Genomic DNA, 16,290 nt, shown 5'->3' with positions numbered 1-16,290 from the left:
CCCACTGTAGTGCTGCCGTGCCCAAATGCCTATCTGCGAGGACTGACCGAGGCCGAAATGGGCGGCGGTCTGGCGCGAGGAAAGCTGATGCTTGTGCATGTACTCAAGGACTGAGCGCTTGTAGGTCACACTGTACCGCTGGCCTGGTTTGCGCAGGCTGAACTGACCATGCTTCTGGAAAGCGCAGACCCAGCGCCGCAGCAGGCTGAAGTCCACTGCAAATCGCTGAGCTACTGTTCTGAACCCTTTGCCATCCTCCAGGTAGGCCTGGACGGCGGTGAGCTTGAATTGATCTGAATACTTGCTCATGTGAACACCCCAAGAAATTGGATTGGTGTCCAACTTCTTGGGGGCAGTCCATTTTGAAATGCATTCCAATGTGGGAGCAGGCTTGCTCGCGATAGCGGTCTATCAGCCGCCAGATTTACCAGGAATCATCCATACTACCCCGCTGGCCAGCGCCCGCTCATGACACAACCCCAGTACCACCCGCCGCTCGGCGTTGTCCATGCGGCTCCAACGGGTGATTTCGTCGACATTGCGCTGGCAACCGGTGCAGATATCGTCGTCATCCAACGCACAAATGCTCACGCAGGGCGAGGCGACGGGGCGTTCGACTGCACTCATTCTTCCTGCTCGACCAGATCACGGGCATAGCGCTGGGAGTTATGCACATAGTGCGCAGCACTGGCCTCAAGCATGTTTTTCTGCTGCTCGGTCAATTCCCGCACCACCTTGCCGGGCGAGCCCATCACCAGCGAGCCGTCAGGGATTTCCTTGCCCTCGCCGATCAACGAATTGGCGCCGATGATGCAGTGCCGGCCGATTTTTGCACCGTTAAGAATCACCGCGTTGATGCCGATCAGGCTGTAGTCGCCAACGGTGCAACCATGCAGCATCGCGTTGTGCCCCACCGTCACCCCAGTGCCCAGGGTCAGCGGGTAACCCATGTCGGTGTGCATCACGCTGCCGTCCTGCACGTTGCTGTTCTTGCCGATCAGGATCAGTTCGTTGTCGCCACGCAACACCGCGTTGAACCAGACGTTGGCCCCCTCCTCCAGCTTGACCTTGCCTACCAGCGTGGCATTGGGCGCCACCCAACTGTGCGGATGGGTCTCGACGCGGGCATCGCCCAGGCGGTATTTCATGGTCTTCCCTCACGGCTTGCCATTCAAACGATGGCTTAAGTATTGATAAAGCTTTTTGGCGGACGGTGCAGGCTGATGTCGGCATCGTCATAGAGCAGGTTGATCAACTCGACGATCATGATCGCCGTCAGTCCCCAGATCTTGTACTCACCGAACCGATAGCTGGGCACATACCAACTGCGGCCCTGGTAATCGATACGGTGGGTATGCTCGCGTGGGTCCTGGCGGAAAAACTCCAGGGGCACGCTGAATACCGCGGCAATCTCGGCATCGTTGGCCAGGTACTCGACGTAATCGGGAATCACCCCCACATAGGGAGTCACGCGGATGCCGTGCAGGGAGATCAGCGGGCTCAAGGGGCCGATCACTTCCACCAGGCCCGGTGGCAGGCCGATTTCCTCTTCGGCCTCGCGCAACGCGGTGAACACCAGATCAGGGTCTTCGGGGTCGCGGCGCCCACCCGGGAACGCCACTTCGCCGCCATGGGTCGACAGGCCGCTGGCACGCAGGGTCAGGATCAGCTCGGGTTCGTCACTGCGGGTAATCGGCACCAGTACGGCGGCCTCAGGGAAACGGCCGTCAGTTTCCAGCGTGCGTGGTGTGTGATTGCTTACCCGGCGAAGTAGCTCGTCCAGCATGAGTCATCTCGATCTGTTGGCTACCTTGCATCATGCACCAAAGCGTACGGGTGCCCAACCCCAAAACCCTGGCGGTGTCGCTAAACGACAACTTGCAGGCCACTGCCCTGCACGCCAAGATAGGCGCAGTCCCCAGGAACCCAAGCATGAACTTCTGCAGCCAGTGCGGTAAACCGGTCACCCAGCGCATTCCCGAAGGCGACGCACGCCTGCGTTATGTGTGTGACCACTGTCAGACCATTCACTATCAGAATCCCAATATCGTCGCCGGCACCCTGCCGGTCTGGGGCGACCAGGTGTTGCTGTGCCGGCGCGCCATCGAACCGCGCCTGGGCTTCTGGACCCTGCCCGCAGGTTTTATGGAGAACGGCGAGACCGTCGAACAGGGCGCCATGCGCGAAACCCTGGAGGAAGCCTGCGCCAGGGTGCGCAACCTGAATATCTACACGCTGATCGATGTCCCGCACATCAGCCAGGTGCATATCTTCTACCGGGCCGAACTGATCGACCTGGACTTTGCCGCCGGCCCCGAGAGCCTGGAAGTCAGGTTGTTCGACGAAGCCGACATCCCTTGGTCCGAGCTGGCTTTCCGCACGGTCAGGCGTACCTTAGAATGCTTTTTTGCCGACCGTCGGCAACAGGTGTTCCCCGTGCGCAGCGAATCGGTGCCGCCCCTGACTCAACCGGCGCAATAAGCCTTTATACGGATATCGTTCCAATGCGTTGGTTGCTTGCCCTGCTCTGCCTGTCGTTCGCCAGCCTGTCGTGCGCCACCACCCTGCAAACCCTGGGCGGTAAACCCGTCGAGAAGATCCTGGTGCTCAAGTCTGCCCATCAGTTGCAACTGATCAACGACGGCAAGCCACTCAAGACCTACCGCATTTCCCTGGGCAAGAACCCCAAGGGCCACAAGCTGATCGAAGGCGACCGCCGCACCCCGGAAGGCTTCTACTGGATCGACTGGCGCAAGACCAGCGACCGCTTCAACCTCTCCATGCATATCTCCTACCCCAACATCAGCGATGCCGCCCGCGCCCGTCGCGAGGGGGTCAAGCCCGGCAGCATGATCATGATCCACGGCACGCCAGACAGTGAGGAATACCCCGAACAGTGGTTCCACACCCTGGACTGGACCGACGGTTGCATCGGCATGCGCAATGTCGACATGCGCGAAGTGTGGAACCTGGTCAAGGACGGCACGATGATCGAGATCCGCCCGTAACCTTCGACCGTTCGTAAAATAATTCAAAAAAAACCTGCCTCCCCCACAGCCCCTGCCGGTGAATACCATTTCACTGCCAGGGGCTGCGTCTTTCTGCGCGCGATAAAGACCTCTCTAATACCACTTGATACCAGGCACCTTTAAGGTGCTTGAAAACAGGCATCTGCGCGCTTTTGGCAGCATTGACATGGTATTTAAGTGGTATTAATTTCCGGCCAATACCGGGCGACAACACTCCAATAACCGCATCGGAAACCTACAGATGAATCCTATCCAGGCCCTGCGCCCCGACGACAAACAATCCACGCCGCTTTATCTGCAACTGGCCCGCAGCCTGGAAGCAGCGATTCATGCCGGGCAATGGAAATCCGAGCAGGCCTTGCCCTCGGAACGCGTGCTCAGCGAGCAACTGAGCATTTCCCGGGTGACCGCCCGCAAAGCCCTGGAAGTGCTGTTCGCCCAAGGGCTGATCCGTCGCAACCAGGGCTCCGGCACCTTTATCACGCCGCGCCTGGAACAACCGCTGTCGCGCCTTTCGGGGTTCAGCGAGATGCTGCGGCTCAAGGGTTTTGTCCCCGGCTCCCAGTGGCTGGAGCGCGAAATCACCCCTCCGACCCACGAAGAGCTGATCCGCCTGTGCCTGTCGCCCACCGACAAAGTGGCGCGCCTCAAGCGCCTGCGCAAAGCCGATGACACCGTCATGGCCATCGAGATGAGCGCCCTGCCGGCCTCGCTCATTCCCAAGCCCCAGGCCATCGGCTGCTCGCTCTATGAACACCTGGAATCTATCGGCAAACCGGTGGTGCGCGCCCTGCAGCATATCCAGGCAATCAACGCCTCGGACGAATTCGCCGCCCTGGTGGGCATCGCCCCCGGCACCGCCATGTTGCTGATGACCCGGGTCGGCTACACCGCCGACAACACGCCGATCGAGATCACCGACACCTACTGCCGCAACGATTACTACGACTTTGTCGCAGAGCTGCGTCGATACGACTTTGCCGCCGAGTTGCGGCCTTAGAGAACTACCATGTCCGAAGACAATATCCTCACGCCCCACGGCTGGATTCGCGGCCGCCTGGTGCACCACGAAGGCAAAGTCAGCGCCGTCGAAGGCGTGCTTTGCGATCCGGCCGACAACGATCTGCCCTACTTGCTGCCGGGTTTTATCGACCTGCATGTGCACGGCGGTGGCGGCAAGGACATCATGGAAGGCCGCAGCGCCTTCGAGACCATCACCCGCACCCATGTGCGTTTCGGCACCACTTCGTTGCTGGCCACCACCATGACTGCCCCGGTCGAGGAAATCTCCCGGGTGCTCGGCGAACTCGGCCAGTTCTGCGAAAACCGCCCGGCCGGCAGCGCCCGTGTACTGGGCGTACACCTGGAAGGTCCCTACATCAATCCCGGCAAACTCGGCGCGCAGCCCAACTTCGCCCACACCGCGTTGATGGCCGAGGTCGAGGAGTATTTGCGCCTGGCACCGATCCGGGTGATCACCATTGCCCCGGAAATCGCCGGCCATGACGGCCTGATCCGCGCCCTCAGCCAGCGCGGGGTGCGCATGCAGATCGGCCACACCCTGGGCAGCTATGAAGAAGGCGTCGCCGCCCTGGCCGCCGGCGCGACCAGTTTCACCCATTTATACAACGCCATGAGCCCGCTGCATCACCGCGAGCCGGGCATCGTCGGCGCGGCATTGGCCCATGCGACCTACGCAGAACTGATCCCGGACCTGCTGCACGTGCACCCCGGCGCCATGCGCGTAGCCCTGCGCTCGATCCCATGCCTGTACTGCGTCACCGACTCCACCGCCGCCGCCGGTATGCCCGACGGTGAATACAAGCTGGGCAGCCATACCGTGACCAAATGCCTGGGCGGCGTACGCCTGGCCGACGGCACCCTGGCCGGCAGCACCCTGACCATGGATCAGGCGCTGCGCAACCTGGTGAAGATCGGCCTGCCTATCAACGAAGCCTCACAGCGCCTGTCGCAATTTCCTGCGGACTATCTGGGCCTGGAACAACGCGGCCGCCTGCAACCCGGCAGCTTTGCCGACTGCGTGCGCCTGGACCGCTCCCTGCACCTCACCGACGTAATGGTCGAAGGAGAAACCATTGACTTCAAAAATGCTTGAAGAGGCCCTGTCCTCCTGTGAGGCCGTCGCGGCCCAATTGCAATGCCTCGACCCGCTGCTGGCCGAGGTCGCCGGCCGCCTGCGCCGCCAGCCGCCGCAAGTGGCAATGACCGTCGCCCGTGGCAGTTCGGACCACGCTGCCAGTTACTTCGCCTACCTGGCCATGCAGCACGTGGGCATTCCGGTGGCGTCGTTGCCGATGTCCGTGGTGACGCTGTCGCAGGCGCCGCTGAAGGTCAGCGGCCAGGCGGCCTTCGGTTTTTCCCAGTCGGGGCAGAGCCCGGACCTGGTCAACAGCCTGCGCCTGCTGCGCAAACGCGGCGCGTTGAGTGTGTCGCTGGTCAACGCCGAGGACTCGCCCCTGGAGGCCGCGTGTGAGTTCCATGTACCGCTGTGCGCCGGCCCCGAGCGCAGCGTGGCCGCGACCAAGAGCTTTATCGCCACCTTGAGCGCCAGCGCCCAGTTGGTCGGCCACTGGAATCAGGAAGATGGTCTGCTCGAAGCCTGTCACGCCTTGCCCGCCGGCCTGCGCGAAGCGGCGACCCAGGACTGGAGCCTGGCCATCGACGCCCTGCGCGACTGCCAACGCCTGATGGTCATCGGCCGTGGCGCCGGGTTTGCCATCGCCCAGGAAGCCGCGCTCAAGCTCAAGGAAACCTCGGCGATCCAGGCCGAAGCCTTCAGCAGCGCCGAAGTGCGCCACGGGCCGATGGCGTTGATCGATGACAACTACCCGCTGCTGGTGTTCGCCCCACGCGGCGCCGAACAGCCGGGCCTGCTGACCCTGGCCACGGAAATGCGTCAACGCGGAGCCCGGGTACTGCTGGCCGCGCCCGACGATATCGCCGAGCGCGACCTGACCTTGAGCCGCGCCGAACACCCGGCCCTGGACCCGATCCTGGCGATCCAGAGTTTCTATGTGATGGCTGCAGGTTTGGCCCAGGCCCGGGGCATGGACCCGGACCAGCCCCGCCACCTGAGCAAAGTCACTCGCACCCATTGAGTTGATTGCCGCGTTTTCCTGATGAGTACCGTGCCCATGTCCAACAATAACAATGACCTCACCCTCAGCGCCCCCCTTAGCGGACCGGTGCTGACCCTGGGCAACGTTCCAGATGAAGTGTTCGCCAGCGGCGCCATGGGCGACGGGATTGCCATCGACCCCCTCAACGACTGCCTGCATGCGCCGTGCACTGGCGTGGTGATCCATGTTGCCCGTACCGGCCACGCCCTGACCATCCGCGCCGACAATGGCGCCGAGGTGCTGCTGCACGTGGGCATCGACACCGTCCAACTGCAAGGCGAAGGCTTTGCCTTGCTGGTCAAGGAAGGTACGCGGGTGAGCAACGGGCAAGCCCTGGTGCGCTTTGACCTGGACCGCATCGCCCGCCAGTGCAAAAGCCTGATCAGCTTGATCATCCTGACCAATGGCGACCAGTTCGAAGTGCGCCCGGTGGCGTTGAATACAGTGAAGGTCGGCGAGGCATTGCTACGCATCGTCGCGCGTCAGGCGGGCGTCGTGCAGGCCGCGGTGGCCGACACCTCCCAGGCGCATGCCAGCGCCAGCGTGCGCATCACCCATAGCGGCGGCCTGCATGCACGCCCCGCCGCCCTGATCCGCAAGACCGCCCAAGGTTTCAGCAGCCAGTCGCAGCTGCATTTCGCCGGCAAATCAGCGTCGTGCGACAGCCTGATCGGGTTGATGGGCCTGGGCATCGGTGAGCAGGACGAGGTACAGGTCACCTGCCTGGGCAAGGATTGTGACGCAGCGTTGCAGGCACTGCTCGCAGCGTTATCCGTCGCCCCCCACGAAGCAGTGCATGCCCCGGTGATCGTCACGGCGCGCCCGGTCAACCGCGAAGCCGGCGTATTGCAGGGCGTCTGCGCCGCTCCTGGCCTGGTCTGCGGGCCGCTGTTGCGGCTCAACACCATCGAGTTGCCGCAAGACCCGGGCAACCACGTGCGTGATGAACAATTGCAACACCTGGACAGCGCCCTGGAACAGGTACGCGGCGAAATCCGCAACACCCTGGAGCACGCCCGCCAGCGCAAGGCCGTCGAGGAAGAAGAGATCTTCGCCGCCCATCTGGCCCTGCTGGAAGACCCGACACTACTGGACGCCGCCACTGGCGCCATCGAACAAGGCAGCGCCGCCACCCATGCCTGGCGCAATGCAATCCAGGCCCAATGCGCGGTGTTGCTGGGCTTGGGCAAACCCTTGTTTGCCGAGCGCGCCAACGACCTGCGGGATTTGCAGCAACGAGTACTGCGCGCATTGCTGGGCGAGGCCTGGCATTTCGAATTGCCAGCAGGCGCCATTGTCGTCGCCCATGAATTGACTCCCTCGGACCTGCTGCAACTGAGCGCGCAAGACGTGGCCGGTATCTGCATGGCCGAAGGCGGCGCCACCTCCCACGTGGCGATCCTGGCCCGGGGCAAAGGTTTGCCGTGCGTAGTGGCATTGGGCGGCGAAGTGCTGGATGTACCGCAAGGCCAACGGGTGGTGCTGGACGCTGCCAATGGCCGCCTCGAACTGCACCCTGACGAGGCACGACACGCCGAAGTCCATCAGATCCGCGATGCGCAAAAACTCAAGCGCCAGCAGCAACAGACCCTGGCCCGGACGCCGGCCCAGACCCTCGACGGCGTGGGTGTCGAAGTCGCCGCCAATGTGGCTTCCAGCAGCGAAGCACAGCTTGCCTTTGCAAACGGCGCCGACGGCGTTGGCCTGCTGCGTACCGAATTCCTGTTCGTTGACCGCCACACCGCGCCCGATGAACAGGAACAACGCCTGGCCTATCAGGGCGTGCTGGATGCCATGGGCGACAAGTCCGTGATCATCCGCACCATCGACGTCGGCGGCGATAAGCAACTCGATTATCTGCCACTGCCCGCCGAGGCCAATCCGGTGCTGGGCCTGCGCGGTATCCGCATGGCCCAGGTGCGCCCGGAACTGCTCGACCAGCAACTGCGCGCACTCCTGCAAGTCAGCCCGCTGGCCCGCTGCCGGATCCTGTTGCCGATGGTCAGCGAAGTCGACGAATTGCTGCACATCCGCCAGCGCCTGGATGAACTGTGCGCTGAACTGGAACTGGCCCAACGCCCGGAACTGGGGGTGATGATCGAAGTGCCGGCCGCCGCGCTGATGGCCGAACAACTGGCCGAACATGCGGACTTTTTGTCCATCGGCACCAATGACCTGTCGCAATACACCCTGGCCATGGACCGTGACCACGCCGGCCTGGCCGCCCGGGTCGATGCCTTGCACCCGGCGCTGTTGCGCCTGATTGCCCAGACCTGCGCAGGCGCGGCGAAGCATGGCCGGTGGGTCGGTGTGTGTGGCGCCCTAGCCTCCGACCCGCTGGCCACCCCCGTGCTGGTTGGCCTGGGGGTGCGCGAGCTGTCCGTGAGCCCGCCACAAATTGCCGAAATCAAGGATCGCGTGCGCCATCTGGACGCCGCGCAATGCCGGCAACGGAGCCAGGAATTGCTCAACCTGAGCAGCGCCAGGGCCGTTCGCCAAGCCTGTCACCACCATTGGCCGTTGAGCTGACAACAACAAGAAAAAGGAGACTCGCCATGTACCAACTGTTTATCGAAGGCCTGCAACGCCTGGGCCGTGCGCTGATGCTACCCATCGCGATCCTGCCGATTGCCGGCCTGCTGCTGCGCCTGGGTGACACTGACCTGCTGAACATCGCGGTGATGCACGATGCCGGGCAAGCGATCTTCGCCAACCTGGCGCTGATCTTCGCCATCGGCATCGCCGTGGGTTTTGCCCGCGACAACAACGGCACGGCCGGCCTTGCCGGAGCCATCGGTTACCTGGTGATGGTCTCCACGCTCAAGGTGATGGACAGCACCATCAACATGGGCATGCTGGCCGGGATCGTCAGCGGTCTGATGGCCGGCGCGCTGTACAACCGCTTCAAGGACATCAAGCTGCCGGAGTACCTGGCGTTCTTCGGCGGGCGGCGGTTTGTGCCGATTGTCACCGGGTTCTCGGCGGTGGGCCTGGGGGTGATTTTCGGGCTGATCTGGCCACCGATCCAACACGGCATCAATAGCTTCGGCGTGTTGCTGATGGAAAGCGGCAGCCTCGGCGCCTTTGTGTTCGGCGTGTTCAACCGCTTGCTGATCGTCACCGGCCTGCACCATATCCTCAACAACATGGCCTGGTTTGTATTCGGCAGCTTCACCGACCCGGTCACCGGCGCGGTGGTCACGGGCGACCTGACCCGCTACTTTGCCGGCGACCCCAAAGGCGGCCAGTTCATGACCGGCATGTTCCCGGTGATGCTGTTCGGCCTGCCCGCCGCGTGCCTGGCGATGTACCGCAACGCCCTGCCAGAGCGGCGCAAGATCATGGGCGGGATCTTCCTGTCGATGGCCCTGACCTCATTCCTCACCGGGGTCACCGAGCCGATCGAATTCGCCTTCATGTTCCTCGCACCGTTCCTGTACCTGCTACATGCGCTACTCACCGGGTTGTCGATGGCCGTCACCAACCTGCTGAATATCCACCTGGGCTTTACCTTCTCCGGTGGGTTCATCGACATGGTGCTGGGCTGGGGCAAGTCCACCAATGGTTGGCTGGTCTTCCCGGTGGGCCTGGCTTACGCGGTGATCTACTACAGCGTGTTCAACTATTGCATCCGTCGCTTCAACCTGAAAACCCCTGGCCGTGAAGATATCCAGGTGGCGCAGGCCGAAGCCATGACCGACAACCAGCGCGCTACCGCCTACATCCGTGCCCTGGGCGGTGCCGACAACCTGCTCAGCGTCGGCGCCTGCACCACACGCCTGCGCCTGGATATGGTCGATCGCAGCAAGGCGGTGGATGCAGAACTCAAGGCCCTGGGCGCGATGGCAGTGGTGCGCCCCGGCAACGGCGGCAGCTTGCAAGTGGTGGTGGGGCCAATGGCTGACAGCATTGCCGATGAAATTCGCCTGGCCATGCCTGCATCCAGCCAGCTCGCGTCGCCATCCGTCGCTCCTCTCCCTCAAGCCAGCACCGTTACACCGTCACACGCCGAGCAATGGCTAAATGCACTGGGCGGCGCAGACAATGTGTTGCTGTTGGATTGTGTAGCCATGACCCGCATTCGCCTGCAACTGGCCGATGACCAGATGCTGTCAGAGCAGCAACTCAAGGCCCTGGGGTGCCAGGGTATCAGCCAGCTCGACGACGGTATCTGGCACCTGCTGGTGGGCGAATCGGCACAGGGTTTGAGCACTGCACTCAAGGCCCTGGCCAGCCGCAACACGGTGCGCACCGGCGCCTGACGCCGCTACTTATCTACTGCCCTGCCAAAGGCGCGACTCCCCATGCTGCGGGTTCTTATCCCCAGCATGGAGAACGTACTTGTGAGCACATCAACCCAAGCCTTTGAAGGCATCAAAGGCAACCTCAATCAGATCGGTCATCACCTGCTCGACGTCAAAGCATCACTGTTGCCCGCACATAAACCATCAGTCGAACTGGCTTATCTGGAAAAAACCAACGCCATCCTGACGAACTACCGGCAGCAGTTCCTGCGCAAGGGCCGGGCTCTTTATCAATCACTCAAACAAAGTGACCTGCCCCAACAGCTGGCTTCGCTCAAGACCACGCTCAACGCACACCTGCAACAGCTCGACCTCTACGAGCAAATCGATGGAAAACCCTGCAAATCCTTCATGACCTTTGAGGCAGGCTTCACCGCCCTGGCCAATGAGACGACCCTCAGCACCCAGGACCGGCTGTTGCACCCACACCAGCAAGCCATGCTGGAGCGCGTGCCGCTGGGCAGCACCCTGCGCCCTGGCTTCTACGCCTTGACCTTGCGCTATCAGGAGCGGCCCATCGAACTGGCCGGGGCCTTTGTCCTGACCGAAAAATCCAGCCCGCAGATCACCGACCTGTCGTCCATGCCGGCCGTTGGCGAAGTCATGCTGTTCACCCCTGCCCGTGGGATTGAAGCCTTTGGCTCCCTGCCTCAATTGAATACGCATTTACAGCGGGGCATGGACGACGCAGCGCAGCGGCACGCCTTCATGCAACTGTTACCGGTGCGCTACCACGACATCACACCCGGTGCGATCTGGCCGCTGGAGCTGACGCCCATCAACGACAGGCCTTTGTTCGAACACACCTATAACGCCCTGATCAACAAGCGCACCGAAGACATCGACCACGCGCTGAACCTCGTGGGCAACCCCGAACAGGCCATGGATAAGTTGATCAACGCACTGGATCAAGCCATCGTGGCCTCGCTGCCCGACCTGACTTCACGCCTGGCGTGGCGCGCCCAACGCCTGCTGGAACGTTACCTGCGCCATAGCGCCCCAGACTGGTACCGCAGCGCCAGCGATGCTCGCCGAATCACGCTCGCCGGCCACCTGGCGGAGTACAACGCAGCCCGCGAGAACCTGCTTGATCTGCTGGGCCCGGTCACCACGCCACAAACCCTGGCCCGCTATCAAGTCCTCGAACGACTGAGCGACGAGCTGGATATCCACGACCTGGCGCCAGAACACCTGGTGATCAACACTCGCCGTTACGTCGCCCCCATCGGCGAGTACGAACACCGCCGTACGCTGATCGACCTGGCCTTGCGCGGGCTGCACGAAGGTGACGAACAGACGGGCTCGGACTTCCTGAAAAAAACCACGCTCACCTATAAAGAGGCGCCTCTGCCCGAGGCCTACAAGGACTTGACGGTGGCCTGGCTGGCGCAAACGCTCAACACCTTGCAACCGCGCCTCGACTTCGCGGCGGTGCAGCAACAGATGCATGCAAAGCCCGAAACCAGCCAAGCGATCGAACAGATGCTCGACCAACGGATCAACGCGCTGGCCTATACCGCTCTGCTCCAGGGGCACCTCAGTGAGGGTGACTTCCAGTTGGTGCAGAACCTGCGCCAGGGCACCGACACCCGCCTGAGCGCCGCGACCCTGTCACTGCATGAAGCCCAACTGCAGGATATGTGGGTGCTGCGCCAGAGCGACGCCCGTGGCACAGTCACACGCCTGCTGCTGTGTACGCCACAAGCACCTCGGGAACAGCAGTTCCAGGCATTCGACAGTGAGATCGCCTGCCAGAGCCACATCCTCGGCTGGAGCCTGGACAATGGCGCGAAACACCCCCCGGGTACTCTGACCGACTACCTGATCAAGCGAGTCGCCCTGCGTTTTCGCGGCGCAATGAAGCAGGTATTGACCGGCCTGAGCGGCAAGCCTCACGCCCAGGAATACCAAAAGGTCCGGTTTGGCAACATCGGCAGCCACGCCCACTGCCTGCAGGCCATGTCGCAGCATGTGCTGGCGACACGGGTCGACGACTATGCGTTCAGCACGCCGGACTGGTATCGCGCCACCAGTACCGCCAACCGCCAGAAACTGCTGAAACTATCTGAAAACGCCGAAGGTGCGCTGCAAGCCTACAACGACTTCCCGCTGTCCGATGCACGCTTCCAAAGCTTCTCCAGCTACCTGCATGAGCAAGCGAAAAAGCGCCTGAACGAACTACTGGGGCGCCGCCAGAACGATGTTGATCCCGATACCGTCTGGGCCTTTTCACCACCAGCGCTGCTCGCTTCATGGACCCCTGCCCCCCTGACCTACACCCAACTGTACCGTGACGGCTATGCCGACGGCGTGGGTTTTCTCGATGAGAAGTTCTCCAGGGCTGCACGTTTCAAAGGCCCTAAAGATATTGACCTGAGACCACTGACCGCTGAAAAGGTCGCACGCTCAGTCACCGGAGTCTGGATTGGCCAGCGCTATATCAACGAAGTCAAGACCCAGCTGCTGAATGCCAGCAGCGCGGGCTATGAGCTACGGCGTAATGCAACCCTGAGCATTACCCAGTACCAGATGCAAAGCGCGGCCCTAGAGTGCCGCCTACAAGGGTATATCGCCGGGGTGGATTGGGAATGGCTGGATCGTAGCATCGCCAGTATGGGCGATAGCGCCGCCGACACGCGCGGCACCTATGCCATCCATCGACTACTGGTCGACGGTGAGTGGGTGATCGACAGCTTTCTCTTCAGTCACGCCGGTTTCCCTACGCTGCTCTACACCCCCAACGCACCGGACGGCATTAGCTTTCGTGAGGCACGGCAATTCAATTACCTGCTGAAAAAAACGCCCGGGATGGTCGGCTACTTCACGCTACGAGTCGGTGCCCAGTCACAGACCCGGGTACGCACCTTCCTGGAAAACGCCAAGGCGCAATTGCCCGAGGACTTGGATAAGACGTCTGCCAGCCCCGCACGCTATGACTCGACTCACGGCCAGCCGCCACTCATGGACCTGCGTCAGGCGCTGTACAACATGAAGCTGCAGCGCAAGATCGACGATGTTGAAGGCACTACGGTCAATCGCCACCAAATGGTCTCCGCTATCCTGTGGACCTGCGTGGAATGGGTTACCGCCATTGCCACCGCGCCGTTCCCCATCCTCAGCCTGAGCCTGGGCATGTTGCTGGCGTTCAAGGATGGCATGCTGGCCTTGCACGCCTATCAACAGGGCGATACCAGAGCAGCCGTCGAGCACTTGATCGGTTACGTGCTCAACAGCGCCGGTGCGGTATTCACCGATCTACGACCGGCCTTGGTTTCGCTCAAACAGCTTGCAAAAACGCCCCTGCGTCAAGCGGCCAAGATAGCTGCCGTTCCAAGCGAAGCCTTGAAGTTGATCCAGCCATTGCAACCCAAACTGTTGGCGCTAGCGGACATGCAGGCGGTACTGTTCGGTGGCGAGGCCCTGTGGGCGAAAAAGACCCCGGATGCAATCGGCCGCTACTTGCTGTACCGACTGGATCCGGTCACCGGCAAACTGGTTTCCACCACCCGCGTGGCCGCCCCCGATGCACAGGGCGTCTGGAGTCGTACCGGCATCACCGGGGGCGCGCCCAAGTATGAAAAACTGCCCGACACTCCGGAACAGCTCAAGCCCTATGAAATACCGGCAAAGTACGCGGGCAAAATGGAGCTGGCGCTCAACCCGCAGGTGCGGGCAGGAATACTATTGCGGTCTGAATGGGAGTTCGGCTCCAAGGAGGTCGCACGGGGAACTGGCGCCATTGAGCTTCTATCCCTGCGCACGATTTATCTGCAACAAGCCGAGCGCCTGACAGTAGACGCCCAAGACTTTTTCAAAAGCCTCGCCCCGCTGGCTGCCCGCGCCGAACCCCCGGCCCTCGACGCCAGCACATCTCTTTCGCAGTTGATCACCAGCGACGTCTTCAGCGGGAACAAGAACCTGGTCATCGGCGCGATACCGGGTTCCATCGCCAGTAAACAACTGCTAATCACCCAGATGGACGCCTTGGTCAGCAAAGGCTTCAAGCATCTCTACATCGAGTACCTGCCCACCGATGTCTTCCGCCTGAAACTGGAGAAGCTCAACAGCGGCAAATCCTGGAAGCACATCGAACGACATCTGAGAGCCGTCGATAAAGCGCTCGGTTTTGCCGAGGACGCCCAGTATTCCTATGTCTCGCTGGTCCGAAAGGCCCAGGAGAAGGGAGTGAAGATCAAGGCTCTGGACGCCTCTACCTCCTATCTGCTGGACGATGCGCTGCAAATGGGTGATACCCCGCCGACCACGGTACGGGGCAATAGCATCAGGAACTTCTACACCCACAAAGCCATCGAGGCCGATGCCCTCAATGAACAGGATGAACGCTGGGTTGCCCTCGTGGATCACTCGCGCCTGCGGACATTCGAGCAAACCCCTGGCCTGGCGGACTTGCAGGATGCAGTCGCACTGCGCGTGGAGGATGTGGGCGCGAACCAACCCGTGGGCCTCTGGATCGACACGCCGGGCGCTATCGCGGGTGACCCGTCGGCCAGGGGCGACTACCGGTTGAGCCTGCACACTGCGTACAAAGCTCCCGAACAGGCCGCGTCAGCCAGCGCAGCACCGGCCGACGTCGTGACGCATTTCAGTGAGTACGATATTCCCCCCGCGCTCCGGGACAGCATCAGCCGACAGAGCGATACTCGCCATGGCCTGGACACCCGCTACTTCCCACAGAATCCAGAGCATCATGAAGCGTTCCAGGCTTTTCAGGAGGCCAGAACACGCCTGAGTAAAGACGCAGACACCTACCTGGACAGCCACGTGCCACCGACAAGGCCCGATCCTTCCGTGCTGGGCTCGCCGCAAGCACCGGACACATTGCTGGAGAGCGTTGCTCACAGCGAGTTCTCGGGGCTGGTGTTGGGTGAAGGGCACGGGGCTCAATCCAGCAAGCGACTGCTGCGCGACTACATGAATAAACTCAAGAAGCTGGAGTTCAAGACCCTGTACGTTGAGCACCTGCTGACCGATATGCATCAGGCGGACCTGGATGTGTTCCTGCGTACCCAACGGCTGCCCGACAATCTCAAGCACTATCTCAGGCAGTTGGACCGAGGCCATATGCCGAACTACACCGGCAGCAACACCTACACCGAGGTCATCCAAACCGCAGCCAAGCATGGGCTGCGTATCCGGGCGCTGGACTGCACCGCCAGCTACAACATCAAGGGGGCGGGAGACGCGGACGTGTTGCGCAACCGGATGTTCAGCTACTTCGCCTCTGAGGTGATCAAGGCTGACCAGGCTGCGCATGGGCCTCACAAGTGGGTCGCTTTCGTCGGCAGCGTACACACCAATACCAATCTGGAAGTACCCGGCCTGGTGCAGCTGCAAGGTGCTGTCAGCCTGCATGTCCGGGACACGGCGCCTGCGCTGGCCCAGAATATCCGCCCTGGTGACTGGGAAACATTTGCCGAGGGCGTAAGCCCTTATAAGCGAGCCTTGCGCAGTGACTTCATCTTGGACGCCGGCGTTGACGGTATCAAAGCCCTTACCCCCTTCGTCCCGGTGGACCGGTCACGCTTGAATCGCCCAGGCCTGTTCCTGATAGAACGCCCATCACCGGCACAGAATAATGTGTTGCACCGCTCCCGCACCGGGGAAATAGTGTCGACACCAATCAAGGTCGACGACAACGGCCTGTTTTATGTCGACCGTTGGGAGCCCATGCAAGGCAAGCGTTTCAGCTACGAAAACATACTGATTGAGGCGCTGCAGGCTGAAGTGGGGTTGAGACCCGCGCCGTGAACCATTGATACCTTGATCCTGGCTACATGACAGCCAACAAAAAACCCG

General features: G+C 61.8%; 12 protein-coding genes. 8 read left to right on the top strand and 4 right to left on the bottom strand.

Features of this window, described 5'->3' with window-relative positions:
• From FJD34_RS26525 to FJD34_RS26510, 4 genes are all read right to left on the bottom strand, one after another.
• The coding region (locus FJD34_RS26525; protein WP_146552286.1) for a helix-turn-helix domain-containing protein at window positions 1–309 on the bottom strand (309 nt) is incomplete at its 3' end.
• A gap of 102 nt (window positions 310–411) precedes the next feature.
• Window positions 412–627, bottom strand: a complete 216-nt coding sequence (locus FJD34_RS26520) for a DUF1289 domain-containing protein (protein WP_032858253.1) — start codon at window positions 625–627, stop codon at window positions 412–414.
• Window positions 624–1,148 carry a gamma carbonic anhydrase family protein gene (locus tag FJD34_RS26515; protein WP_032858254.1) on the bottom strand — a complete coding sequence of 175 codons (525 nt, stop codon included), beginning with the start codon at window positions 1,146–1,148 and terminating at the stop codon, window positions 624–626. Before FJD34_RS26515 ends, FJD34_RS26520 begins: the two co-directional genes overlap by 4 nt.
• Window positions 1,149–1,183: 35 nt before the next feature.
• Window positions 1,184–1,786: a CoA pyrophosphatase gene (locus tag FJD34_RS26510; protein WP_029296164.1), complete on the bottom strand. Its 603-nt coding sequence runs from the start codon at window positions 1,784–1,786 to the stop codon at window positions 1,184–1,186.
• Between the two features lie 146 nt (window positions 1,787–1,932).
• Between FJD34_RS26510 and FJD34_RS26505 the strand changes: the two genes are divergently transcribed.
• The 8 genes from FJD34_RS26505 (at window position 1,933) to FJD34_RS26470 (ending at window position 16,242) form a co-directional block, all read left to right on the top strand.
• A complete protein-coding gene (locus FJD34_RS26505) occupies window positions 1,933–2,481 on the top strand; it encodes an NUDIX hydrolase (RefSeq protein WP_032858255.1) in 549 nt (182 codons plus the stop codon).
• A gap of 23 nt (window positions 2,482–2,504) precedes the next feature.
• Complete coding sequence (locus tag FJD34_RS26500) at window positions 2,505–3,008, top strand: L,D-transpeptidase family protein (RefSeq protein WP_029296160.1); 504 nt, start codon at window positions 2,505–2,507, stop codon at window positions 3,006–3,008.
• 262 nt (window positions 3,009–3,270) lie between these two features.
• Complete coding sequence (locus tag FJD34_RS26495; RefSeq protein ID WP_032858256.1) at window positions 3,271–4,029, top strand: GntR family transcriptional regulator; 759 nt, start codon at window positions 3,271–3,273, stop codon at window positions 4,027–4,029.
• A 9-nt stretch (window positions 4,030–4,038) separates the two neighbouring features.
• Window positions 4,039–5,145, top strand: coding sequence for an N-acetylglucosamine-6-phosphate deacetylase (gene nagA, locus FJD34_RS26490; RefSeq protein WP_090290560.1), 1,107 nt, complete (start codon window positions 4,039–4,041; stop codon window positions 5,143–5,145).
• Entirely contained in the window at window positions 5,126–6,148 is a 1,023-nt protein-coding gene (locus FJD34_RS26485) for an SIS domain-containing protein (RefSeq protein WP_090290559.1), read from the top strand. Before nagA ends, FJD34_RS26485 begins: the two co-directional genes overlap by 20 nt.
• A gap of 36 nt (window positions 6,149–6,184) precedes the next feature.
• Window positions 6,185–8,698 carry a phosphoenolpyruvate--protein phosphotransferase gene (gene ptsP / locus FJD34_RS26480; protein WP_090290558.1) on the top strand — a complete coding sequence of 838 codons (2,514 nt, stop codon included), beginning with the start codon at window positions 6,185–6,187 and terminating at the stop codon, window positions 8,696–8,698.
• 26 nt (window positions 8,699–8,724) lie between these two features.
• Complete coding sequence (nagE, locus tag FJD34_RS26475) at window positions 8,725–10,431, top strand: N-acetylglucosamine-specific PTS transporter subunit IIBC (RefSeq protein WP_090290557.1); 1,707 nt, start codon at window positions 8,725–8,727, stop codon at window positions 10,429–10,431.
• Between the two features lie 81 nt (window positions 10,432–10,512).
• Window positions 10,513–16,242, top strand: coding sequence for a membrane-targeted effector domain-containing toxin (locus FJD34_RS26470; RefSeq protein WP_090290556.1), 5,730 nt, complete (start codon window positions 10,513–10,515; stop codon window positions 16,240–16,242).
• The last annotated feature ends 48 nt before the right edge of the window (window positions 16,243–16,290 follow it).

This window comes from Pseudomonas brenneri, from assembly GCF_007858285.1.
GTDB lineage: Bacteria > Pseudomonadota > Gammaproteobacteria > Pseudomonadales > Pseudomonadaceae > Aquipseudomonas > Aquipseudomonas brenneri.
The sequence above is the reverse complement of the archived record's forward strand: the minus strand, read 5'-3'. Positions and strand labels throughout refer to the sequence as shown.

Coding starts and splice junctions, on each gene's coding strand:
- FJD34_RS26505 (WP_032858255.1), top strand. CDS start 1,933: ATGAACTTCTGCAGCCAGTGCGGTAAACCGGTCACCCAGCGCATTCCC.
- FJD34_RS26520 (WP_032858253.1), bottom strand. CDS start 627: ATGAGTGCAGTCGAACGCCCCGTCGCCTCGCCCTGCGTGAGCATTTGT.
- FJD34_RS26515 (WP_032858254.1), bottom strand. CDS start 1,148: ATGAAATACCGCCTGGGCGATGCCCGCGTCGAGACCCATCCGCACAGT.
- FJD34_RS26495 (WP_032858256.1), top strand. CDS start 3,271: ATGAATCCTATCCAGGCCCTGCGCCCCGACGACAAACAATCCACGCCG.
- ptsP (WP_090290558.1), top strand. CDS start 6,185: ATGTCCAACAATAACAATGACCTCACCCTCAGCGCCCCCCTTAGCGGA.
- nagE (WP_090290557.1), top strand. CDS start 8,725: ATGTACCAACTGTTTATCGAAGGCCTGCAACGCCTGGGCCGTGCGCTG.
- nagA (WP_090290560.1), top strand. CDS start 4,039: ATGTCCGAAGACAATATCCTCACGCCCCACGGCTGGATTCGCGGCCGC.
- FJD34_RS26500 (WP_029296160.1), top strand. CDS start 2,505: ATGCGTTGGTTGCTTGCCCTGCTCTGCCTGTCGTTCGCCAGCCTGTCG.
- FJD34_RS26510 (WP_029296164.1), bottom strand. CDS start 1,786: ATGCTGGACGAGCTACTTCGCCGGGTAAGCAATCACACACCACGCACG.